The sequence below is a fragment of the Aureispira anguillae genome, assembly GCF_026000115.1.
GTDB classification, from domain to species: Bacteria; Bacteroidota; Bacteroidia; order Chitinophagales; family Saprospiraceae; genus Aureispira; species Aureispira anguillae.
Map to the genome: position 1 here is coordinate 6,020,126 of NZ_AP026867.1, position 23,867 is coordinate 6,043,992.

Consider the following 23,867-nt stretch of genomic DNA (forward strand, 5'->3'; position numbering starts at 1 on the left):
AGATGTTTATGCTAATTGTAAAACATTTTATTTAAGAAGAACACTATAAGATAAGTTTTTTACGCTATAATAAAGCGAAAGTACTGTTAAATGTTCTCCGTCCTTGCACACTCCCTATTGTTTTACTTAATTCTATACTGCCAACCCTTAAGTATATTTTTGAAACAAGTCCGATTCTTCTTAATTTATTATTTAGTGACGATACTCGTTCTGTAACGGATTCCCAAATTAAATGTCATTACGTTTTTAGCCCCATTTCCTGTATATATTTCTGATAAGCCAGGAATAGGAACGTAATAGGTATATAAAGCTTGTATTTCAAATTGAGGTGTAATCAAAAATTTAGCACCTGCTCCCCACTCTGTAAAAGTAGTTGTTGTAGCATATAGTGTAAATCGTTTACTGGCATACCAACTAAAGAATGCTTTTAGATATGGTACCTGAAATTTAAATTGCTGCCCTGGTGTAATGGGCTGCCAAAAAGTTAATGCTACAAATAATCCAAATTTAGAATTAAATTGTTTGTCATAATAAATTTGGGTAACCCAATAAAGTGCAGGATCGACGGTATTCCCAGCAGGAATACCTGTTATTGGAAAATAAAAAGCCTGCTCAAACGATAAGCCGATTTTTTTAAACGGAGCAAATCGTACTCTTGGTCCTAAGTGTGTTAATCCAAAATCAGAAATTGCTGCAAATCGACTCCCTCCAGGTGTTGTTACACTATCCACTCCTTTTCTAAATTCCAACGCTCGAAAGGGAGAACTACTAAAGATATCATTTGCTCTATACGATTTTAAAATAAAATCGACTCCTATATCAAATCTTCCTGTTAGACCATAAGAAAATAAAAACAGGCTGGAAAAATAAGAGCCTCTATTTCCATAATCTCTATCTCCATAATTAGAGGTATAGAGGGTATGAAAAGTATTTAGCTCAAATGTGTTTTTAGGCATTGTTGCCGCAGCAATAATGGGCTCAAAATCAGTCTCTGATTTGGTCTCTGAACTAGCGGTCTCTTTTGCCATAACACTAGCATCGTTCAACGTCCAATTATAGACATAATAACTTGTTTTGGCATCAGTAGGCAGGGCTGCTGTTCTATATTTATTAATAAACGATTTTGCATTCGGTTTAAAATCTGCCGCATACCACTCGAAAATTTTGGAAAGTTCTACTTTTCCTGCAAAATCATCAACCTTAATAAATTGATTATCATTGATTGCACTGCGAGTCCGCTGTTCTAACTGCTCTTCTAATTGATTGGGTTGGTAAGCATAATTTGCAATAGGAGGACAGCTTACAGCAGCACAAACCAATACAAAATGCAATCGGGCATCTTTGTATTTTTGTAATAACTCCTTCTGTTCAAGATTGTTCAGCGTGATTTTTTTGCCTGCTACCTTTTGTTTGATGCCGTCAAAAAAACCAGCTACCTCCAAAGGTTGAGCAATAGGATAGTGATCAACAACTGTCTTAATTACCAACAGGTTATAACTATTGATATAGAACGCCTTTCGCTCTACATCTGTATAAGTAGAAACATCTGCTGCTGCAATAAAATTGGTTAATTTTGTTAAGGCTTCTGAGTCTTCCTTTATTAATTGATATTGTACTTTATTATCATTGACATATTTTACAAAAAAAGCATCTGTATCCTCAAAAAAGGAATTTAAATCTTGTGCAAACGTACTGCTAGCGCTAAAAAAGGCAATAAAGAAAAAAAACTTAAAACACTTCATCTTGATCTTATTTATCAAATTTATTAGTACAATAACCATAAGCTAATTCTGTAATTAATAATAACTCCTTCCCCCTATCCAATAATAAAAAAACGAATAGTCTAGATTATATTTCTTCCTATCCGTTTTCAACGAACTAATATGATTTTAAAATTCATTAATATTCAAAAAAAGGCCTTCCGAGTCAGACCCCCGTCAACTCGAAAGGCAAGGACACACATTGAAAAATAACAATAAATATTGTTACCCCTCAAGTCAATAAGACCTAAACCCTTGTCTTAATTTTTAATCATTGTGTAAATGATTGTAATTCTCTTTTGTTATTACAAATATAGAGGATCTAAAAACAAGAGGGTGTCAGCTAGACGACACCTAGCCCATTTTTGTTGTTACACCAACATTGCACCAACAACACACATCACTAACAATCAACCCTTTAAATAAAAAGTCCTTTATATGAAAAAAGTGTACTTTTTTCATATAAAGGACTTTTGCTCCTACAATTCCAAACTAGAAACTAGTTAGAACCTGCCTATTTATCCGCTCGTTTAGAGCCTTGGTACATTTCAAATTTCATCAATTGGCACTCAAGACCTCCATTAAATAAAACCATTTTCTTGGAAGGTCTTAATCCGATAAAACGATTGAAATTTTTAACAGAACTAATCAGCCAAGCATTGTAACCCGTGTAATCTGACTTTAATTTATCCCCAATCTCTTGATAAAGTTCCTCAATGTCCGAAAAATTAAGTCGTTCTCCATAAGGAGGATTGGCAATTAATGTCCCAGGACCTTTAGGAACCGTTCGTTCTGTAAATGACTTTGCCGATAAGCGAATACAATCATCTACTCCTGCTGCCACTACATGTTCTCTCGCATATTTAATAATCTTTGGGGAGATGTCCGAGCCTATGATTTTGCCTTCAAAATCACGTTTGCCCACTTTTGCTTCTAACCAAACCCGTTCCCATAATTTAGCATCAAAGTTTTTCCAAGCACAAAAGCCAAATTTTTCACGCTTAATATTAGGAGCAATATTATAAGCATAAGTAGCTGCTTCTGTTAAAATCGTTCCCGAACCACAAAAGGGGTCAATTAAAGGCGTATTAATATCCCATCCTGAAAGCAAAACCATCCCTGCTGCTAAAACCTCATTCAACGGTGCACGGTGACCGCTATTTCGATAACCACGACGATGCAACGATTCACCAGAGCTATCTATGGAAATAGTACATTTATCTTTAAACAAATGAACATCAATGAGAACATCTGGGTTGTTCTTATCGATAGAAGGTCTTGCGCCCGTCAATCTTCTAAATTGATCAACAATAGCGTCCTTAACTTTTAAGGCAACAAAAGTTGAATTATTAAATTCAGGTGCTTTGATTGCTTTGGCCGTTATAGCAAACGTTTGTTGAGGCGTAAACCAACGCAACCAATTAATCCCATGAGCAAATGCATACAACTGCTTTTGATTTCGAACGACATCGGTCTCTAATGGATGTAAGATTCTTAGGGCTGTTCTCAGATTTAGATTTGCTTTATACAACAACTCTAAATCGCCATCAAAAGCAACTGCTCTAGATAGTTTTTTGGTACGTTTTGCCCCTAATTGTTGCAACTCTTGCTCTAAAACACCTTCTAATCCCAAAAAGGTTTTAGCTATATATTCATTTATCATAATCTCATTGTTTGAATGCAAAAGTATCTTTTTAAGGCTAGACCTCAAAAAAGCAAGTAAGCATTTTAAAATAATACTCTTTTTCCTACTTTCTTCGATAGCTGCTCTTTTCCTTGTTAAGTAAGCGTTTAAATTTGAAAAAAAAAAATTAATAAACTACCTTTGTTCAAAAGATTCAGAAAAAAATGAAAGTTACTTATTCTTTTCTATGTTCTAAAGATATAATATAACAATACTATGTTATTTTTAATGGCGTATTGTTATTCATACTTCGTTGATTAACTGCATTGCTACTACGTGGTAGCTACGCTGCGACGACATGGTACCTTCGGTGCATGTTTTTTGCTTTTTTAACCAAAAAGCATCTTGCATTAGGCTGATTATCAGTATTTTTAAATTTCGAATATAAAAAATAGTATTCCACTAATAATCAACCTAATACAGTTTTTCCACGAAGTAATGGTTAGACAACTTCACTATAAATAAGATCATTATGCAGGTAGCTAATTTGCTTCAACGCGCGCTCAAGCTAGATTATTTAACTGCTGAAGAAGGGGTATTTTTATTTGAAAATGCCACCACAGCAGAATTAATGTATGTAGGCAATAAGATTAAACAACACCATGTCCCTCATAACAAAGTTACATGGATTATTGATCGCAACTCAAACACCACAAATGTCTGCATTGCTAATTGCAAGTTTTGTAATTTTTACAGACGACCAAAACACAAAGAAGCCTACACCACGACTATTGCTGAATACCGCCAAAAAATTGATGAATTATTTCAATTTGGGGGTGAGCAATTACTCTTACAGGGGGGGCATCATCCAGATTTAGGTTTAGATTTTTATTGTAATCTATTTCGTGAGCTCAAGACCATGTATCCAACGCTTAAGTTACATGCCTTAGGACCACCAGAAATTGCCCATATTGCCAAACTGGAACAAGCTACACACACAGAAGTACTAAAAGCACTAAAAGAGGCTGGACTAGATTCTTTGCCTGGAGCTGGTGCAGAAATCTTAAATGATCGTGTCCGTAGAAGAATTTCACGAGGTAAATGTTCTGGGAGAGAATGGTTAGATGTTATGGAAGCGGCTCATCAATTGGATATAACAACGAGCGCAACCATGATGTTTGGACATATAGAAACCAATTATGAACGCATGGAACACATGGTTTGGACACGAGAAGTACAAGACAAAAAACCTGCCCATGCTAAAGGTTTTTTAGCTTTTATTTCTTGGCCATTTATGGACGAGGATACTATTTTGCAACGCCTAGTGAATAAACGAGGCACCTATACTGGTGATGAATACATTCGTATGGTAGCAATGAGTAGAATCATGATGCCTAATATTGTCAACATCCAAGCCTCTTGGCTAACAGTAGGAAAACAGGTTGCCCAAGCTTGTTTGCATGCAGGTGCCAATGACTTTGGCTCTATTATGATCGAAGAAAATGTTGTTTCTGCCGCTGGTGCTGCCTTCCGCTTTACGGCTGATGGTATTCAAAAAGCCATCAAAGAAGCAGGTTTTGAACCGCAATTGCGCAATCAACAGTATGAGTATCGTGAATTACCAGCCAATATCATTCAACAACAGTTAGACAATAAGACGATGATCGTTGATTAATTGTTGAATAAAATAATGGATTGAAGATTTGAAACGATCAATGGTTATTGTTTCAAATCTTCAATTATTTTTTAGCGCTTCTCAATAAACCAAGTTGTCTGATAAATTGCATTCGGTTTTAATGTTTTGACTCCCCAATTGTTATTATAACAATCTGCTGCGGCAGTCATTGGCTCTATCGCTATACTTTTTCGATGAGCAGGAATATATAATTGCACAAATTGCTGATCTTGATGCCCTCCTATTCTTAGATTCATTTGATAATCAGGTGTTTTATATCCAATTGTTGTGTTTTTTAGCACAAAACCAGTATCAAACTCCTGTTTCCTTAAAACCAGTGGGTTCGGAAAGTGCTCCTTAATAATCTGCTGAGGGATCATTTGTTCATTGGCATCAATTCGTTCTTCACTCTCCATATAAAGCTCACTTTGCTCTAGGTCTGAACTATAAAAATAAGGATGCCAGCCCAAACTAAATGGAAAACTAGCGGTTCCTCTATTCTCCACTTTGACGGCTAGCGCAAGGCTATCTTTTTTCAAGGTATAAGTAAGTGTAATATTAAAAGGAAAAGGAAAACCCGCTGCGCTTCCATCTTGTTGATAAGAAAAGGAAACGGAAGCCTCATCTTCCGTGCTGGTTGACCCAACCAATGAAAATTCTTGCTTATACACCAACCCATGTATAGCATGCCCTCTTGCTACTTCATTACAATCTAATTGATAAAATTGGTTAGCATAGCTGTATTGCCCCTTATTTATTCGGTTAGCAAAAGGAAAAAGAATGGCAGAACAAGAACTATTTAACAGTTTAGGTACACCTTCAGATGCTATTATATTATTAATAATGGGAGTTCCATCCATATAAAGTTGCTGCAAAGAAGCTCCTAACATAGGGTATATAACTGCCTTTGTTCCTTTGCTATTAGAAAGTGTACAAGTATTTAAAAGTGGATTGTTATCCTTAGAAAATGCTATCTTATTCATGAACGAACGTTTTTTTTACTCCGTAAAAAATGAAGGTCTAGTAGACCTTCAAGTGAGTGAACCACGATAGTGGATTGTTTAAATTGTACTAATACTTTAAATCTTAAACCACGATAGTGGATTCCTTAAATTGTACTAATACTTTAAACCTTAAACCACGATAGTGGATTCCTTAAGTTTATTAGTACGCTACACGATGGTTTTTAAAATTTAACAGAATGGGCTTTTTCTAGCCCTATCTAAGAGCAAAGCGATCTAAAAATAGATAAAAGCTGCCCCAATTTTAATTTTTACAAAAATCATTGGGTAGAGAAGTTTATTACCCTATCATGAGATACAAGTTACCCCATTCTTATAAAATATTTCATTAATACACCAATGAAAATAAGAAAACTATCATAGAAACGTCACTCATTATCAGAAAAGAAGTAGTGCTCAAATATTTTTTGTTCAAAAAGTCTTATATTTATAAGATCACAAAAATCAACCATCATCATGACACAAATAAAAAACAGATGCGTACTAATTACAGGTGGAGCATCAGGAATTGGAAAACTTATTGCAAAACGTTGCTTAGAACAACGAGCCTATAAAGTTATTTTATGGGACATCAACGAAGTTAATTTATTAAAAACTAAGTCGCAATTTGCCAACTTAGGTTATGCCGTTGATACGGACGTAGTTGATGTCGCCAATTTAGAAGATATTGAACGTGCTTCCAAAAAGGTCAAAGAGACCTATACAACAATAGATATATTATTTAATAATGCAGGGATTGTTGTAGGGAAATCATTTGTTGAGCACAGCCATAGAGAGATTAGCAAAACCATTAATATCAATACTGCTGCATTAATGCATATTACTAGAGAGTTTTTACCCGAAATGATCGATCAGTGTGAAGGGCATGTTATTAATATTGCATCTGCTTCTGGTTTAATTGCCAACCCCAATATGTCTGTTTACGCAGCTAGCAAATGGGCTGTTATTGGTTGGTCAGAATCCGTTCGCTTAGAAATGGAGCGAGGCGAAACGGGGGTTAATGTAACCACAGTAATGCCAAGTTATATTAGTACGGGTATGTTTGATGGTGCCAAATCACCTTTTATGACACCAATGTTAACACCAGATTATATTGTTGACAAGATTATGAAAGCCGTCAAAAACAATGAGATTATCCTTCAAGAACCGTTTATGGTTAAATCAGTACCAATTCTGAAAGGCCTTTTACCTCAACGTATGTTTGATTTTATTGCGGGCAAAATATTTGGCGTACACAATACCATGGATGATTTTAAGGGGCGTCCTACAAAACTAGCAGTCCCTGATAAAGATAAATTATCTGCTCAATAAATTTTGTATGGCTTTGACAAAAACCTTACAAAATGCTGTGATAAGTCCTTTATTTACAAACCGTAATTTTATCCTAGTAGGATAACCCAATTTGTGTGCAACTCCTTTATTTTATAGTAAATTTTTTATCCTCATTAAAAACCCATGAATACACATAAATGGTACTTCATTGTAAACCCAGTCGCTGGCAATAGTCGGGGCACCAAACATTGGCATAAGATCCAGTTTTTGCTAGAAAGAGCTGGAATTACTTATGATTTTGGAGTGAGTGGTTATCCTCGACATTCAACCCATTTAGCGACTTATGCTATATCAAAGGGCTATAGGCATATTGCTGCTATAGGTGGAGATGGAACTATTAATGAAGTAATAAATGGCATTTTTAACCAAACCCAAGTTCCCACAGCAGAAATTACATTTGGAGTTATTCCAATGGGCACAGGAAATGATTGGGTCAAGACGCACAAAATCCCCACGAACTACAAAGCTGCTATACGCATTTTAAAAAATAACAAAACGCAAAAACACGATGTAGGCAAAGTATACTATTATACAAAAGAACACCAACAAAAATCTCGGTACTTTATTAATGTGGCAGGTTTGGCCTATGATGCTTTTGTAACCAAAGCGAGTCAAAATCGCCCCAAATACGGCAGCAGTCAATTATATTACCTATACTTGATCGCTCGTTGCATTAGTCAGTACAAACCAACCCCAATCAAATTTATTTTTGATGGAGAAGAAATAACCCATAACTTTTTTAATATTACCATTGGGCAATGTCGCTACAATGGAGGTGGCACCAATCTAGTTCCCCATGCTAACCCCAAGGATGGTCTATTTGCATTTACTCTATTTAAAGATGTCAAAGCTTGGGAAGTCATCTTTAAAGCTCCAAAATTTTATACGGGGTCTATTACTCGACATAAAGAAGCTTTTATGGCGCAAGCCAAACACATTCGAATAGAAGCCCCTAAAGAAACGCCTGCTTTTGTAGAGGTAGATGGAGAATGGTTGGGTCAAAGCCCTATTGAGTTTCATATGTTGGCTTCTGCTATCAATATTACCATTCCTTAGTACACTGTAAAATAACTTTCTTTTATTTTTAGATGAGATTCGATGAAAATTAGAGCCTGATAGCAGCGCTATCAAGGCGAAAATTTGAAAAAGAAGATCGCTTAAAAATTATTAGCTAATTACTTTAAGTGTACTTAGCTTATTGCTTACGTTTTTTCTGTTTTTTTCCTCTTTTAATAACCTGATCTTTTTCCTCTTTTTTTATCCGTTTGTCGATAAAATATCCCTCTCTATCAGAATATGTATTTTGATAGAACTTTTCTTCTATCCAACCTGTTTACCAATCATAGTTTCACAAATTTTCAAAGAAAATTTCATCTTCTTTTTTTTGTGCAACCGCCCTCATTTTAAAAGTACTAATTAACTAAGGTTATTACAAAATTTGATGATCCCCTCATTATCAAATTATTGCAACATCCTTACTCTTTTTTTTTTGCTCAACGCCATGTGCATTGCAAAATTATTAATTATTACTTTTAATATACATGTCATGAAAACTATTCTTACTCTAGTACTAATAGCCTTAGTATTGTCTCAAGCTCAATTAGCACAGGGAATTACCCCCCTTAACTCTAGCCATGTTTATGGTGTTCTAGATGATTATAAAGTCAATGAAAATGGAAAAATAAAATTGGCACAACAAACCAAAGATACCTTTGATCGGCTTATTTTTATAGCGGGTAAAAAAGGAAAATTAATTTACCGTCCCAAAGATGGAAAGCTCCTCAACCCTCACCTAATAATTGACAAAGGGGTTTTGTCAGAAATGATTTTGTTAAAAAGAAAATCAGGTAAATCGGGCAAAGAAATATTTAAAGGACTAAAATTAAATTTCAAACAGCAATTTAATACCGCAAAGCGAGTATTTGAGTTTTTGGCAGACCATACCTCAATTGAATGGTCTCTTTTGTCATTTAGTATCGAAGAACAGAATCGAACTTATGTCTACACTACCTTTAGAAATGATGTAGAGTATTTCGGGTCTCTTAAGGTACATCATCTGATTAATTGCCCCTTAAAAATAGATTCCTTAATACATTATCATAACCATCCAAGAACGTCTGTAGAAGCATTTGGGAAATATGCCTTTCCCTCTAATTCAGATTTAGATTTTAGAGATAATATTCTAAAAAAGGGCATACAACAATTGGAGTTCAAAATTCGAACAGATGGAATTTATGTTGACTATGGAAGTCCTGAAGAATGGAGTAAACGAAACGGAGAAGACTGGATGTAAAACACCTAAATCACAAACCATTAAGAAATAATTGCATTAACAATTCACCAGCTTTAAAGGGGGACAGGGTTCCTGCTACCACACGATCTTTGGTTTCATCAAATTTATCTTTGATCTTCGGATGCTTGAAGAATAAATTTTTGAGCTGTTCCCCTATGCTTTCTTCCAGCCAATACTGCGCTTGCTCTTGTCGGTGCTGCTGAAAATATCCATTGATGCTCGTTTGGTTTTGATAGCTCAAAATATGCTGCCAAACTTTGGTTAACCCCTGCTGCTCTAAAGCCGAGCAAATTTCGGCTGTTGCAATCCAGTTACTTGGCTTAGGCGGAAAAAGATGTAGCCCGTTTCGACATTGTTTTTTTGCTAATTTTGCAGCAGGAATATTTTCACCATCCGCCTTATTAATCGCAATCAAATCCGCCATTTCCATAACCCCCCGTTTGATTCCCTGTAATTCATCACCAGAATTAGGCAACAGCAGCAAAAGAAAAAAATCAACCATTGAATGAACAGCCACCTCAGATTGCCCCACCCCTACCGTTTCAACAATAATAGTATCAAATCCTGCTGCTTCACACAAGATGATACTCTCTCTAGTTTTTCGTGCTACGCCCCCCAAGGATTCGCCAGCAGCAGAAGGGCGAATAAAAACATTGGGATGTACCGATAGCGTTTCCATACGAGTCTTGTCTCCTAAGATACTTCCTTTTGTTACTTGGCTGCTTGGATCTATCGCCAATACAGCCAAACGCCGATCTTCTTTTAGAAGCACCTGTCCAAAACTATCGATAAAAGTACTCTTGCCTACTCCTGGGGTTCCTGTTAGACCAATTCGAAGGGAGCGACCACTCTCTGGCAAGCATTTTTCAATAATTTGTTGTGCCAATTCTTGGTGCTTGGCTTGCTTGCTTTCTATCAAGGTAATCGCTTGACTCAAAACCACAAGATTTCCCGCTTGTATCCCCTCTACAAAATCTTGTAAGCTGCGCTTTTTCCGCTTCTTACGTTTAAAATTTTTGTTGATATTAGAATCCATGCTCTTCCCCTTTGAAATATGCAAGGCACTGTCTTTTTTTTGCTCTTTATCTTCCATCTTAAGCTGTTAAAAAAATGGACTTAACATTTTTGAGTACGCTTTTTGTTTTATACAACTCAATATATTCGTACACTTCATTTGATTTAAACCTATTCTACTATGGTAAAGATAACAAATCTACTCTCGAAAATACTATTCCTAAGCTTTACGCTAACACTTTTTAGTTGTCATTTTCACCACGACCACCACCATGACCATATTGATGAACGCTATCCTTTTTTGGGTTCTTATCATGCAGAAGAGACCTTTTACAATCCCCAGACCAATACGCATGAATCCTTTCAATATGATATTGAAATTAGAGAAAGTAACGGTAGTGACTTAGAAATTGCTGTTACGGGATATGGAAACAATGGAATATACGGCACCAACTGCACCCTAATTGGGTCTGTTTATGGAGCTGGGCACATTGATATTCCCCTCAACTTATGCCATTACAATAGCAATGTTACTTATGAAATAATCGGACATGGAGATTTATCTTCAGATGGAGAATACCTAACCTTTGATCTGGATATTGTGCGTTGTAATGGAGGGATTTGCCACGATGAACCAGAAGTGAGTATTGAAGCACATAGAATATAAATGAAACTTTATTCGTCCAAAAAAGGAAGGAATCTCGCCAATACGAGATTCCCCTTCTATCAAAAACGCTGTTCTAACTGATAAAAAACCGTCACCTTTTTTGTGCTTATAAACTTTTCATTTTCATTGATAGCTACAAACACCTATTTGAAGCTGATTTTTCAGCTAATTGAATTTGACTAGTATGGTAATGGGAGCATTGTAAATAATTTCCTATTCATAATTCAACGCTTGAATTTTACAGATTCAGTTGTTATAAAGAGCTCTCTAGAACTAATTTTTACTGTTTTACAAAAGGTATCGTTTGAGTAGTAGACAGCGTTTTAATTTCAACATGGTATAAACCACTCAATAAATCCCTAGTATCTATTTTAGTGTATTCCTCTGTAAGATCACCTGATAAAATTGCTTGCCCCATCGTATTATAAACGACATAATGAGCGTTGGTTAATTTAACATCTTTCTTTAGCGTTACCAGATCCAAAGCAGGGTTTGGAAACAAGTCAATGGATACCGATTCATCAACCTCAGACAGTCCAAGTACCGAAGAAAGCTTAACAACCCAATAATCATAATTTCCATTATTGGTTGTCACATCTCCATCTGTAGAAGAAGAAGAACCAATCAGGATATAATCGCCATTATTAATTTCTTGAACATAGGCTCCCATTTCACTAGAAGTTCCCCCTAATGATTTTTGCCAATCCAATGTTCCTGTACTCGTCAACTTAATCAGCCAGCAATAACCACCTCCTGTACCATTTCCAATAACATCTCCATTAATTGCCCCAACAGCTCCTGTTATAATACAACCGCCATCGCTCGTTTCTTGAATGGATTGAGGATAATCTTCCCCTGTACTCCCCAAAGAAACCTGCCAAGTAATTGTCCCTATACTATCCAGTCGTACCGTCCAAAAATCACTAAAACCATTGTTGTGCGTTAAATCTACATTGTTGGAAGAAGAAGCCCCCACTACAGTATAACCACCATCACTCATTACTTCTACAATGGCAGTTGTTTCCCAGCCTGTTCCACCTAATGTTTTTTCCCAAACAATCCCTCCTTGGCTATTCAACTTTACCAACCAAATATCATTTTCGCCATAATGTGTTGTGATATCACCATCTAACGAAAAAGAACTTCCTGCAACTATATACCCGCCATCATTGGTTTCTTGACAAGAGCCCAACATCTCTGCATTTGAGCCACCTAACGACTGTTCCCAAACAATGTTTCCTACGCTGTTTAGTTTGACCACCCAATAATCTTTATCGCCATGATTTCCTGTTACATCTCCATCTGTTGATTCAGAAGTCCCAGATACAATATATCCACCATCACTCGTTTCTTGGATATACTGCCCACGTTCCCAAGAAGATCCTCCTAATTTTTTGTCCCAGAGAATAGTCCCTGAATTATCTAATTTTATCACCCAATAGTCATCTCCTCCATGATTTCCAGAGACTAATGAACCAAAGGTTCCAACAACAATATATCCACCATCGCTCGTTTCTTGGACATGTCTTGCATTATCCGCAAAGGTTCCCCCTAGTGATTTTTCCCAGATAATCCCCCCTGTGCTGTTTAACTTAAGTATCCAGGCATCATAATCGCCATGATTGGTTGTCACATCTCCATCCGAAGAAGAAGTAACGCCAACGGCGATGTAATTCCCATCACTAAGTTGCTGAATGCTAAACCCTCTATCCATCCCTGTTCCTCCTAGCGATTTCTCCCAAACAATACTGGGTTGCCCATTCAGGCATAACGTTGTCAGGCAAAGCAAGAAGATATTTAGTAACTTTTTGTTGTTAAGTACTGTTCTATTTATGTGCTGTTTTTTCATTATTTTAATTCAAAATTTTGTTCGGAAATAATTTTTCAAAAAACCTAGCCATTACTCTATCAAATCACAGAGTATTACTAATACAAGTTATTGTGCTATAATTTTACCCGTATTGATAAGTTGATGGTCACCTTTTAACTGGTAGAAATAAACACCCTGTTGTAACTCCCCTCTAGGCATTATTAATTTACTCTGATTGCTTTCTTGTTGCTGCCTAATAAGTTTCCCTGTTACATCATAAATCAGCAATTCTACCTGTTGATAAGCCTTTCCTTTTATTTCTAAAGTTGTTTGGTCTTTAAAAGGATTCGGATAAACCAATACATCAACTTGTTCATCAAATATTTTATCAACTACCACACTCAACTCTACAAAACTTTCTCCTACCGTATGCCAAGTGGTATTGGTGATAATTGGTAAGTTATAATCAAAATAGATGGCTGCTGAATTATTAATGACTGTTCCAACGGGGTTATTTGGTTGCTGTTCTATTCTGTATCTAAAAAAGCCATGAGAAGCAGGTTCATTTACATTACTATCAGGCAGCATGATACCGATAAAAGATACTTTTAAGACATTTCCATCTTCAATTTTCCAAGTATAAGGATGACTGCTTGCCCCCATTACCAAACTTCCAATATTAAAATGTGCCGATAAGGTATCCAAGACAATGACCCCAAAAGCGGTATCTGTTCCTGTATTTTGAAACCTAATTTTGTAATCCAGTATGGTATTGTCTTCTATATAATGATGTGTAGCATCATATCCTGTTGGCTGTGCTGATTTATCATTGGGATCATAAGAGCCAATATTTTCCTGACAATCAACCGCAATAAATGGCGAGCTATTCCCATTCGAAAATTGTGTCACAAACCCTGTATTAAAAGAACCATTTGGAAAAGGAGCACAGCCCTCTTGAACCGCTGTTACAAAAGGATCGCCCAATATGCTTGGGTAGCCGCTTTCTTGGTCAACATTGATACGGTAGGTACTTCCCTCTAATACTTCTTGAACAACATCAATACTAGCTCCTGCCCCCAGCTGAAAGGGTTCTTGTCGCATCATAATATTATCTTCAAATACATAATAAGTAGAAAGCGCTGTCATTCCAATGCCATTATTGGTAATGGTAAATCTAATAGAATCATTATTACACTGTGCAACAACACTTAAGTCTGCTCCTTGCCAATTATTGGTACAAATACTATCTGGATAAATATGCGCCTCGGTGCAATGGGTTTGACCAAACACAGCATTGGAATCTACCAACACTTGTATGGTAATATCACCACATCTTCCTGGAGGAACATCCCCCACGTTAAAGGTGTATAGGTTGCCGCTTTGGCTAGCAATTGGTAAGCTTGTACTTAAAACATGAAGATCAGGATCTACCGCTACTTCAACATAAGCACTATTGGCTTGAACGGTTCCTTTATTGCAATAATCAACTTGATAAAAAGAACCTCCATTGTTTTTTCGTAAGAATGGTGCTGCAAGATCTACTTCCATTAGTGGACAAGCAACAGTAGCCCTCAATCCCCAATTAAGGGTTTGTATCACATAATTGGTATCTACCGTAATTGTTTGAGGAAGTTGGCAAGGTTGCCAATAATTGGAACTAGCATAAAACGTAACGGTATAAGTTCCTGTATCTAAATTAGCTTCATAATTTCCAAATGTATCTACTGTATTAAAATAAAATTTCTGACCACCTTTATCAAATTCTACAATTTGTCCTTCTAGCCCTTTTTCGGTAGCATCCAATATACAATTCGTATTATCATCGACAAATACTTGCCCTTTTACGGCTTTAGGCAAGCAGTCTTCTGTAATAATAGTAGCTGGGCTATACAACCAATATTGGGTAGAGGTTGCTGTTAAATTAGAAATACAAATTCTTAACCAACGGAGATTGGCAACAGATGTTAAAGTACCAACATTAGTGGCATTCGATAAATCAAGGCGCAATAACTTGTTAAAGCTGCAATTGATGGTACTTAAACTAGTGCTAGGAACAATTAACTCATAGAGGTTATTATGTTCTACATACAAAGAAACAAGGCTTACATTTTCTGTTAAGTCCAAGCTCGTTAAATTGTTTCTAACACAGGATAATGTACTTAAATTAACAAACGCTTCAATCCCTTCCAAGCTATTGATATTGCTATTGTCTACATCTAAGGAATTAATTGAAGCAGCATCCATCGTTAACATTTGACCATTAACAAGACCATCGCTATCAATGCCTAAGCTGATTAATTTTTGTTCAAAGGCGGGATCAGGAATAGCTGTAGTTTGGGCATTTATAGAATGAATAATTAAATACATTAATAAAACCATACCCCATCGACTATACATACAAATCATCGTTTTTAATTTCATATTTTTGGTTTATAATATTATCTCAATAAATGAGGGGACCGACATCTTATTTTCAAAGATAAATCACTTGTACTAAGATTGCGAATACAAAAAATTAAAATAGTCGTATTTTTATAGTAACTTTATCAAATGTACAAGTCAAAATTAATTGCCATTTACCAGTGCTTTAATCGCACTGAATTAGAAGCGCTCCACAAGTGGGTAAAATCTCCATTGCACAACAGCGATGAGCAAGTCACTAAACTTCTATTTTATATAAGTTCTAGGCGAAAACATTCTAAATTGTCCCTTAGCAAGGAACGTATTTTTAAGCAGCTATTTCCAGACCGCCTATACGATGATTTAACTTTGAGAAGGTTGATGTCTAAAACAACAAAAATAATGGAAGAATTTGTCCATTTTTTGATGTCAAAAAAAGACATTAGCAACCAACATAAACAACTTTCTGAATTCTTAAATAGTCGCCAACAACCACAGCTTGCCCAGAAGCAGTTATCCAAAGGCAAAAAGAAACTCTTGACCCAAAAAGAAAAAACGCACTCGTATTATTATCAATTCTATCAACTGGAACAAGAGGAATTTGAGCAGACCGCTAGTCATAACCGAATGCAAATGACAAATTTGCAAGTCATCTTTGATCATTTATCCATTGCTTTTATTCTGGAGAATCTTAGGTATGCGTGTATTGCTATTAGTCATCAAAATTTGTATAATACAGAGTATACCATCCCTTTTTTAAAAGAAATATTGCGCTTAATTCAGCAAGGGCATTATCAAGATATTCCAGCTATTCAACTTTATCATTGGGCTTACCTAGCCTTAACACAGCCTCAGAATATGCGTCATTTTGAATTGTTGAAGCAAAATTTGTTGAAGCAGGAGACCTTATTGCCCCTAAAAGAAAAACGCAACTTATATACCCTCGCCATTAATTACTGTATCAAACGAATTAATTCCAATGAATCACAGCACTTCATTCAACAGGTCTTTCAATTGTATAAACAAGGGCTAAAAAATGAAATACTGCTAGATAATGGCATGCTAAGCCGCTTTACGTACAAAAATATTGTTGCAGTAGGATTACGCCTAAAAGAATACGATTGGACGGCAACTTACATTCCTACTTATGCCAAATACCTTGAAGTTGCCTATCGAGAAAATTACCAGCATTATACTACGTCTAAATTGTACTTCTCCAAGGGAGAATATGATGCGGCTATGCAGCGATTAATACAAGTAGAATACGATGATTTATTCTTAAACTTGGATGCCAAAACCATGTTGATGAAAATCTATTATGAAACTCAGAGTTATAACGCTCTTGATGCATTTTTTCATAGTTTCATCATCTATCTGCAACGAAAAGAAATCATGGGCTATCACAGAGAAAACTACCTTAACATCATTCGTCTAACTAGAAAACTACTAGAATTGCCTCCCAATAACAAAAAAGCGTATCAACAATTGTCTGAAGCAATCCATTCTATACAACCTTTAACAGAACGTGAGTGGCTATCAAAGCAATTGTCTAAAATTTAAGCAAAAATGCTTACTTTTGTCTAAAATTTAGGTATTGCCATTTTTATAAAAAAACGATTGGAACACCAATGAATGTATTGCTTTTTGCGCCAGAATATCGCCCGAATCTTTCTTCTATGATTCGAAGTGCAGAGTTTTATGGATTAGATAAAGTTTATATCTATGATCATAATAACCTAATGCTACCTCCTACTCACAGCAAAAAGGCACGTGCAGATATGGCACACATGGCTAAAGTATGGACAGCTGGCGCAATTGACCATATCGAAATTGTAAAAATAGAGGCCATCCAAGAGTTTTTAGAAACGTATGCTGGACGCAAAATTGCAACCTTGGTAGACGAAAAGGCACAACATCTAAATACTTTTCAATTTGAAAACGATGATTTGTTGATCTTTGGTAGTGAAAAAGCGGGCTTGCCCTCAGATATTATCCCATTGATCGATCAAAGTATTTATATTCCTGCTCTGGGGCATACCCCTTGTTTAAATGTAGCCGTTACCTTTGGTATTGTGCTGCACCAAGCCTTAAAATCACTAGTGATATAACGTATAAAATGAATCTCAATTCTTTTTAGAAAAGAAGACTTTTAAAGAAAACAATTATATCAAAATCTTGTTATTGAAACAAAATGCAAACCAATGGATGATATGATAAAAGTAACGGTTATTGACCGTGAAAACAAAGTACACGAATTAGAAGCTCCCACAGATATGAATATGAATATGATGGAGTTTTGTAAGGCGGTAGAATTGCCAGTAGAAGGGACTTGTGGAGGAATGGCGCTTTGTGCCAGTTGCCATATGTATGTCGAAAGCGACCATGATTTGCCTATCGCTTCAGATGATGAAGAAGATATGCTGGATCAAGCCTTTTTCGTGGAAGATAATAGCCGCTTGGGCTGTCAAATTAAACTAAACAATGATTTAGAGGGGTTAGTCGTTCGTTTGGCTCCTGTTAGTGAATAAATTTATCTAATAAAAATTAAAAACAATGGCTGTAACACTAAAAGAAGGTGATAAAGCTCCCCATTTTGAAGGTCTTGACCAAGATGGAAAGACGGTACAACTTTCCGACTTTAAGGGCAAAAATTTAATCTTATATTTTTATCCCAAAGATAATACACCAGGTTGTACAAAGGAAGCTTGTAATTTGCGAGATAATTACGAATACTGGTTAAACAAAGATTATGCGGTGGTAGGGGTTAGTCCTGATACTGCTGTTTCTCACCAAAAATTCATCAGCAAGTATGATTTGCCCTTCCCTTTATTGGCTGATACAGAGAAATCGATCTTAGAAGCTTATGGTACTTGGGGAGAAAAAAACATGTATGGCAATATAAAAATGGGTGTTCTACGAACTACCTTTGTTATTGATACAGAAGGAACAATTGTAAAGGTCTTTAAACGTCCTAAAAATGATGCTCATACGGAACAAATTACAACAGCATTAGAAAAATTAGGGAAACTGTAAAGCATGAAGGTAGATTATATTAAACAGCTTCAGGCTAATAAGGGGCAAAAAATGGGCGAACATTTGCCAGGACTTGGAGGTTGGCTCAATGGAAGAGTAACTGAGGTTAATGATGAAGGCGACATAGAAATAGAATTTGAAGTACGAGAGAATATGCTAAACCCAATGGGAGCAATTCATGGAGGGGCGATAGCCGCTATTATTGATGAAATTTTGGGTTTCCAGTTATTTTTAAAAAGTGCCGAAGATACCGCTTATGTGTCTATGACTATGAATATTGACTTTTTGAGGGCAGCCAAAGTAGGCGATGTAATAACGGGTATTCCTAAAATAACTCGTATTGGTAAACGAACAGCCAACGTGAGTTGCAACCTTAAAAATGCAGCAGGTAAAGTAATTGCTCAAGGCGTTTCTAACTTTATGCGAGTGCTGTAAGACCATTACTCAACTAAAAATCCCCCAAACAAGCTTTTGTACTGTTTGGGGGATTTTTTATTCGTTAAGCCAACAAATCATCCCAAGTCAAAGGAGTTCCTGCCTTTAAATCTTTAGGAGCTTTATGTTTTAATACCAGATCTAAATACTTAGGTTCTAAACCAAAACCAGGACGAATAACCTTCAAATTATCCATAGAAAAAGCTTCCCCTGCTTTTATATCAGCTGATACATAAAGTGATCGTTTAAATTGTTTGCTGTCTTTTTCTGCCTTTTGAATGCCGTATTGCACCTTTCCTAGCGCCAAAAAAGCTCTTTCTGCTTCAATAACCAATGCTTTTAATTCTGCTGGTTCTAAGGAAAAAGCGCTATCAACGCCTCCCTCTGCCCGACTTAGGGTAAAATGTTTTTCGATAACAGAAGCCCCCAAAGCGACAGAAGCAACAGAAGCTCCAATCCCCATCGTATGATCAGATAATCCTACCGAACAATCAAAAACATTTTTTAAATGTGGTATCGTTGCTAAATTGGTCGTTTCTGGTGAAGCAGGATAAGTGCTTGTGCATTTTAATAGGGTCAAATCTTGACAACCATTCTCCCTCAATACCCGAACGGCTTCATCTATATCCGCCAAAGTAGCTACCCCTGTAGACATAATTACAGGTTTACCAGTTTGTGCCACTTTTTTGAGCAAGGGGTGATCCGTATTTTCAAAAGAAGCAATTTTGTATAATGGTACGTCCAATGTCTCTAAAAAATCGACCGCAGAAGCATCAAAAGGGGAACTAAAAGCAATCAAACCTAATTTTTTTGCATGTTCAAAGATAGGCTGATGCCATTCCCAAGGCGTATAGGCCTTTTTATACAAATCATGTAATTCTTGCCCTTTCCAAAGTGAGTTTTCGTCCTCAATAACCAAGACTCCTTTTAAGGTCATGGTATCGGCCGTATACGTTTGTAATTTAATAGCATCTGCCCCTGCTGCTGCCGCTGCATCAACAATAGCCAACGCTCTATCCAATGACTGATTGTGGTTACCAGACATTTCTGCGATAATAAAAGGTCTGTTATTTTTATCGATATATTGCTGTATCATATCTATTTATTTATTTTTCATTAAGGATGTTTTATCCTATATATTCTTGAAAACCTTTATAAAATTTAGCACCTTTCTCAGGCTTAGAATAATCTGAGATCGGCAAATTAAACTTATCTTCTAACGACCATTGTAAATCATAAAATCCAAGCATATGTCTAAATAATACGGTGCTTGAAAACCTTGGGTTAATTTCAAAAATAACAGGTTCATCCTTATGCATTCTTAATTGAACATTAATACTTCCTTCAAGGTTGAGTAAATCTGCTAATTTATCTAAAAGTTCTTTTATCTTTTGATTTTCAACGACCTCTCCATAGCCACTAAAACCTCCCATTAACTCCCTTTTGAGAATAAGGACTCGTGTTATACCTGATCGGCTTCGATACACACAACAAGTAAACTCTCCTGCTGTCCCATCTAACAATTCTTGAAAAATCAGGTGCTTATAATTTTCAAAAAAGAAATTAAATTCTTCTTGGTTTTTAATAACAAAAATATTTGAACTGCCCGACCCAGCCCTAGGCTTGGCAATCAAAGGAAATTGAGCAGGTTCATTAGAGGATAAATATACTTTAGGGTTGGGCAACGCATGCTCTTTTAAAAAAGAACAAGTTTTTCCCTTATCAAAACCAACTACCCTAGCCAAATGATTTGCCATTAATAAATCTACTCCACCAACCTTAAGTGTATCAAGATAATTTTTGGTGTAGAATCGTAATTCAGCCTCCGAAATAGGGATAATAAGATCAATCTTATGCTTTTTAACAAATTGCTCTATACTAGAAATATAGTTTTCATCCGTTACTCTCAAACCTACCTCAAAGTAATCAAATATAAATTTTGCAGCATTTTTATCTGAAATATCTAGACCAAAAGTGGTACAATTTAATGCTTTCAGTATTTTGCCAATACTCTGACCTATATCTCCTCCACATGAAGTAACCAATACATTCTTATTCATAATTAAAGTTATTTCTTTCTAAGATTTTTTTAAGGTACTTGCTTTGATCCTCTTTTTCTAGCTTATCAATTACTTTTTGGACATCATACAAGGTACTTTTAGGAATATAAACATGATTACTCATATCATAAATGCCCCAATTGGCAATTCCTCCGACTACTCTTGACTGCCCAACTGACCCTACATTTACAACCAGCTTTTGTCCGCACTGAAATACAAATGGGTAATGCGAATGTCCAATAAAAATGACATCTGCTGGCGAGTCAGAAAATTTCTCTAGAACGGTTTTGTCCGCTGTTGGATAAACATAATAATCAGGATCAAAACTTGCGCCATGAAACAAGCCAAAATTAATCGAATTTATTTTCACGAATTTAAATGAAGGCAAGTTTTTAATTTTTTGAATCAGATCTTGTGAAAATGAGTTTTTATATTTTTGAAAACATAAACCATATTTTTCGTCAATCTCAGGGTTATTTTTGATCAAATAGTCTAAAAAAATGCGTTCATGATTTCCTGCAATCATAACCGTATCCAATTTTTCTAATTGATCGTAGACTTTTTCTGCATCGTAATAATACCCCAACTGGTCCCCCAATGAAAAAACGACCTCTATCTTCTCCCTTTTAATCTCCTTTATAACTCGGTTCAATGCATCAATATTCCCATGCACATCTGATATGATAGCTATTTTCATAAAATTTTACACTCGTTTAAGATTCTCAATGCAACGTCCTTAGCATCCTGTAAAATATTATCCTCTTTTAGTCTGATAAAATCAGAAACATTAGGAAATTCACTTGCCGCAGTCTTTCTAATATTCTGCTGCATTGCTGTATCAATAACACCTGGGTCTATATTATAAACTCGAACTTGCTCCTTTGTTCCTTCTTGTTTTTCTAATACATTTAAAAACATCTCATTAGCACATTTGGTAGTGCAATATAAAGACCAGCCAACAATCGGAGAACGTGCTGCACCAGATGATATATTTATTACTTTTACCGACCTATCTTTCTTGTACTTAACTATCTCATTAATCATCTGTAAAGGAATGGTCGTATTTAAATTAATCAGCGTTCTTATTTGAGCATTTTCAAAACTCCCTATTGAACCTATGGGTTGAATAGATGCTGCATTATTAATAAATACAATTTCATTCACTTCTGGTTTGATTGTCTCGAAATTTAAAAAATTAACTTCTTCTAAAACCGCCAAATCTTGTAAAAAAAAGGTAACACGAGGGTAGCTTTCCATGTTTTCAGCCTGCTCCTTACTTAGACGTCTAGAGATACACCAAATGTACATATCTTCAACATCCTTTATTGCATTAAAGATGGCTTCTCCAAGTCCCCTATTCGTACCTGTAATAATTATCAGCTTCATAAATTCAAAAATAAATTTAATATTCGTTCATCTACTTTCGTAAAATCTATATGGCAAGCACTTTCCCAATCTAAAATCAAGTTCATTTTTTGGATTAATTGCTCCTTCAATTCAGCCCCTTTTGATAAATCACCTAATCCTACTACAAAATCACAATCCACTAAATTTTTATATAGTTTCTCTTGATTGGGTACATAATATCCTGTTATTACTTTTATTTTTCTTGACAAACACTCTATCAATATAGAACTAGCGGGCACAATGGCATAACTACAACAATCCATCACACGAACCATCTCTTGTGCGTCTAACTTTTCGTGTATAACAATTCGTTCATTTTTAAACCAATTAGAACTAAAGGAATCTACTCGATTGCTAGCCCCTAAGACCCAATGTATTTTATCAAACGAGGACTTTTGCTCTAATAATGTTGTCATGATTCTCGTTATAAAATCGGTTGTGTCCCCTCCTCCAAAAGAAATAAAAACATGATTGCCTTTTGTCTGATAATTGATTGGCTTCCGAAACGCTCCTCTTAACAAAGCATATTCAAATCCTAACGCCAGTTGAGTGTATTTTTCGGTGGAGAAACGATCAGGAGAAATACCAATAGAATGATTAATAACAAGATCTGCATAATAGTGCTTATCGTGCAAGTCATCAATACAGATTAATTTACAGCCCTTATTTTTGATCGTTTGTTGATCTTCAGAAGTAAAAAAATAATTATCTAAAAGAACAAAATCTGAAGCCCCCAATAAGTTAAAGAAGGTAGTTCTATGGTTTTCTTCTTCTATAAGAATATACTGTTTACAAACTTGCTTGATTTTCTCACTCAAAAAAGAATGATCAAATCTTGTTACAAATATACATTCAAAGTGCCTGCTTAACATTTCAGCCAAGGCCAAACAGCGAATAATATGCCCATAGCCAATTTCTGAGTTTCCGTCTGCCCTAATAAAGAGTTTTTTGTTAATCACTATACTTAATTTCTAAGTTTTTATTTTGAGTACAGGACAAAACACTTTTTTTAAATGAAATAAAGGTTTAGTCGAGCTATTTTTAGATTTTAGACCCTACTAAGCTGTTATAGGGGCTAGAATCTAAAAGCAAAGCGGTCTAGTACCTAAGATCGGAATATAGGTTTTAGCTTAAACGCTACTTTACAAGTATTCTTTATCTGTTTAGCTATTAGCTCACTTCGTTCGTGAGGTCGCTACGCTTAGTTCGTTCCTCATGAGCGGGCTTTGCCTTTGTAGCTTTAGCTACAAGCTTACATCGTTCACTTCGTTCATACTTATAGTTCGCTTTGCTCGTGAGCACTTCATTTTATAGTTTGTCCTGTACATAGGTTTT

Annotated in this window: 21 protein-coding genes; 10 read left to right on the forward strand and 11 right to left on the reverse strand. The window is 35.8% G+C overall.

What is annotated here, in order from left to right; translation table 11 throughout:
- Positions 1 to 188: 188 nt before the first annotated feature.
- A complete protein-coding gene (locus AsAng_RS23615) occupies positions 189 to 1,742 on the reverse strand; it encodes a DUF547 domain-containing protein (RefSeq protein WP_264789569.1) in 1,554 nt (517 codons plus the stop codon).
- A 532-nt stretch (positions 1,743 to 2,274) separates the two neighbouring features.
- Positions 2,275 to 3,423, reverse strand: coding sequence for a THUMP domain-containing class I SAM-dependent RNA methyltransferase (locus tag AsAng_RS23620; RefSeq protein ID WP_264789570.1), 1,149 nt, complete (start codon positions 3,421 to 3,423; stop codon positions 2,275 to 2,277).
- 493 nt (positions 3,424 to 3,916) lie between these two features.
- Between AsAng_RS23620 and mqnC the strand changes: the two genes are divergently transcribed.
- Positions 3,917 to 5,059 (forward strand): cyclic dehypoxanthinyl futalosine synthase, encoded by a 1,143-nt coding sequence (gene mqnC, locus AsAng_RS23625; RefSeq protein WP_264789571.1) that lies wholly within the window; start codon positions 3,917 to 3,919, stop codon positions 5,057 to 5,059.
- A gap of 71 nt (positions 5,060 to 5,130) precedes the next feature.
- On the opposite strand, the gene AsAng_RS23630 is transcribed toward mqnC, so the two are convergent.
- The gene (locus AsAng_RS23630; protein ID WP_264789572.1) at positions 5,131 to 6,042 is read right to left on the reverse strand and encodes an aldose 1-epimerase; all 912 of its coding nucleotides are present in this window, start codon (positions 6,040 to 6,042) and stop codon (positions 5,131 to 5,133) included.
- Positions 6,043 to 6,537: 495 nt separating this feature from the next.
- On the opposite strand from AsAng_RS23630, the gene AsAng_RS23635 reads away from it, so the two are divergent.
- The 3 genes from AsAng_RS23635 to AsAng_RS23645 all read left to right on the forward strand — a co-directional run bounded on the left by AsAng_RS23635 (position 6,538) and on the right by AsAng_RS23645 (position 9,706).
- Positions 6,538 to 7,392 carry an SDR family oxidoreductase gene (locus tag AsAng_RS23635; RefSeq protein ID WP_264789573.1) on the forward strand — a complete coding sequence of 285 codons (855 nt, stop codon included), beginning with the start codon at positions 6,538 to 6,540 and terminating at the stop codon, positions 7,390 to 7,392.
- 144 nt (positions 7,393 to 7,536) lie between these two features.
- Entirely contained in the window at positions 7,537 to 8,469 is a 933-nt protein-coding gene (locus AsAng_RS23640) for a diacylglycerol/lipid kinase family protein (protein ID WP_264789574.1), read from the forward strand.
- 490 nt (positions 8,470 to 8,959) lie between these two features.
- Positions 8,960 to 9,706: a JAB-like toxin 1 domain-containing protein gene (locus tag AsAng_RS23645; protein WP_264789575.1), complete on the forward strand. Its 747-nt coding sequence runs from the start codon at positions 8,960 to 8,962 to the stop codon at positions 9,704 to 9,706.
- A gap of 10 nt (positions 9,707 to 9,716) precedes the next feature.
- Here AsAng_RS23645 and meaB read toward each other — a convergent pair whose 3' ends face one another.
- Positions 9,717 to 10,799: a methylmalonyl Co-A mutase-associated GTPase MeaB gene (gene meaB, locus AsAng_RS23650; protein WP_264789576.1), complete on the reverse strand. Its 1,083-nt coding sequence runs from the start codon at positions 10,797 to 10,799 to the stop codon at positions 9,717 to 9,719.
- Positions 10,800 to 10,901: 102 nt separating this feature from the next.
- On the opposite strand from meaB, the gene AsAng_RS23655 reads away from it, so the two are divergent.
- A complete protein-coding gene (locus tag AsAng_RS23655; RefSeq protein WP_264789577.1) occupies positions 10,902 to 11,387 on the forward strand; it encodes a hypothetical protein in 486 nt (161 codons plus the stop codon).
- A 280-nt stretch (positions 11,388 to 11,667) separates the two neighbouring features.
- Here the strand turns inward: AsAng_RS23655 and AsAng_RS23660 are convergent, their stop codons facing one another.
- Both AsAng_RS23660 and AsAng_RS23665 read right to left on the reverse strand, forming a co-directional pair.
- Positions 11,668 to 13,236 (reverse strand): T9SS type A sorting domain-containing protein, encoded by a 1,569-nt coding sequence (locus tag AsAng_RS23660; RefSeq protein ID WP_264789578.1) that lies wholly within the window; start codon positions 13,234 to 13,236, stop codon positions 11,668 to 11,670.
- Positions 13,237 to 13,323: 87 nt separating this feature from the next.
- Positions 13,324 to 15,618: a DUF7619 domain-containing protein gene (locus AsAng_RS23665; protein WP_264789579.1), complete on the reverse strand. Its 2,295-nt coding sequence runs from the start codon at positions 15,616 to 15,618 to the stop codon at positions 13,324 to 13,326.
- A gap of 129 nt (positions 15,619 to 15,747) precedes the next feature.
- On the opposite strand from AsAng_RS23665, the gene AsAng_RS23670 reads away from it, so the two are divergent.
- The 5 genes from AsAng_RS23670 to AsAng_RS23690 all read left to right on the forward strand — a co-directional run bounded on the left by AsAng_RS23670 (position 15,748) and on the right by AsAng_RS23690 (position 19,065).
- Entirely contained in the window at positions 15,748 to 17,157 is a 1,410-nt protein-coding gene (locus AsAng_RS23670) for a hypothetical protein (protein WP_264789580.1), read from the forward strand.
- Between the two features lie 68 nt (positions 17,158 to 17,225).
- A complete protein-coding gene (locus tag AsAng_RS23675; protein WP_264789581.1) occupies positions 17,226 to 17,705 on the forward strand; it encodes a TrmH family RNA methyltransferase in 480 nt (159 codons plus the stop codon).
- Between the two features lie 93 nt (positions 17,706 to 17,798).
- The gene (locus tag AsAng_RS23680) at positions 17,799 to 18,125 is read left to right on the forward strand and encodes a 2Fe-2S iron-sulfur cluster-binding protein (protein WP_264789582.1); all 327 of its coding nucleotides are present in this window, start codon (positions 17,799 to 17,801) and stop codon (positions 18,123 to 18,125) included.
- A 25-nt stretch (positions 18,126 to 18,150) separates the two neighbouring features.
- Positions 18,151 to 18,630: a thioredoxin-dependent thiol peroxidase gene (bcp, locus tag AsAng_RS23685; RefSeq protein WP_264789583.1), complete on the forward strand. Its 480-nt coding sequence runs from the start codon at positions 18,151 to 18,153 to the stop codon at positions 18,628 to 18,630.
- A 3-nt stretch (positions 18,631 to 18,633) separates the two neighbouring features.
- Entirely contained in the window at positions 18,634 to 19,065 is a 432-nt protein-coding gene (locus AsAng_RS23690) for a PaaI family thioesterase (RefSeq protein WP_264789584.1), read from the forward strand.
- A 64-nt stretch (positions 19,066 to 19,129) separates the two neighbouring features.
- Here the strand turns inward: AsAng_RS23690 and pseI are convergent, their stop codons facing one another.
- The 5 genes from pseI to pseG are packed head-to-tail and all read right to left on the reverse strand — an operon-like array spanning position 19,130 to position 23,491.
- A complete protein-coding gene (gene pseI / locus AsAng_RS23695; protein ID WP_264789585.1) occupies positions 19,130 to 20,161 on the reverse strand; it encodes a pseudaminic acid synthase in 1,032 nt (343 codons plus the stop codon).
- Between the two features lie 31 nt (positions 20,162 to 20,192).
- A complete protein-coding gene (locus AsAng_RS23700; RefSeq protein WP_264789586.1) occupies positions 20,193 to 21,125 on the reverse strand; it encodes an ATP-grasp domain-containing protein in 933 nt (310 codons plus the stop codon).
- Entirely contained in the window at positions 21,118 to 21,822 is a 705-nt protein-coding gene (locus tag AsAng_RS23705; protein ID WP_264789587.1) for a metallophosphoesterase family protein, read from the reverse strand. Before AsAng_RS23705 ends, AsAng_RS23700 begins: the two co-directional genes overlap by 8 nt.
- The gene (locus AsAng_RS23710; protein WP_264789588.1) at positions 21,819 to 22,511 is read right to left on the reverse strand and encodes an SDR family NAD(P)-dependent oxidoreductase; all 693 of its coding nucleotides are present in this window, start codon (positions 22,509 to 22,511) and stop codon (positions 21,819 to 21,821) included. The genes AsAng_RS23705 and AsAng_RS23710 overlap by 4 nt, the downstream gene beginning before the upstream one ends.
- Positions 22,508 to 23,491, reverse strand: a complete 984-nt coding sequence (gene pseG / locus AsAng_RS23715; RefSeq protein WP_264789589.1) for a UDP-2,4-diacetamido-2,4,6-trideoxy-beta-L-altropyranose hydrolase — start codon at positions 23,489 to 23,491, stop codon at positions 22,508 to 22,510. The genes AsAng_RS23710 and pseG overlap by 4 nt, the downstream gene beginning before the upstream one ends.
- Between the last annotated feature and the right edge of the window lie 376 nt (positions 23,492 to 23,867).